Annotated in this window: 1 protein-coding gene; it reads right to left on the reverse strand. The window is 49.6% G+C overall.

Going from position 1 to position 236, the window contains the following annotated elements:
* Positions 1 to 236 (reverse strand): MFS transporter (locus V5P19_RS24505; protein WP_334408111.1); only part of this gene is annotated, 236 nt, incomplete at both ends.

Here is a 236-nt window from a genome sequence, read left to right on the forward strand (position 1 = left end):
TTTATCTACCGTAAAGACCGCAATGAAGGTCGCGAACATAAAGGTCAGTCCCACGACCAGAGTCGCAATCATCTGTTGTTCTGTGGTCGTAAAGCCCGCCATTTTGAAGATACGCGGCGCGTAGTACATGATGATGTTCATACCGGTAAACTGCTGCATCGCCTGCAACAACATACCGAGAAACACAGCACGACGGACGTTACGGTTGATCTTAAACAGTGCCCAACCGCCCTGTT

Source organism: Enterobacter sp. UNJFSC 003, from assembly GCF_036903355.1.
Lineage (GTDB): Bacteria > Pseudomonadota > Gammaproteobacteria > Enterobacterales > Enterobacteriaceae > Enterobacter.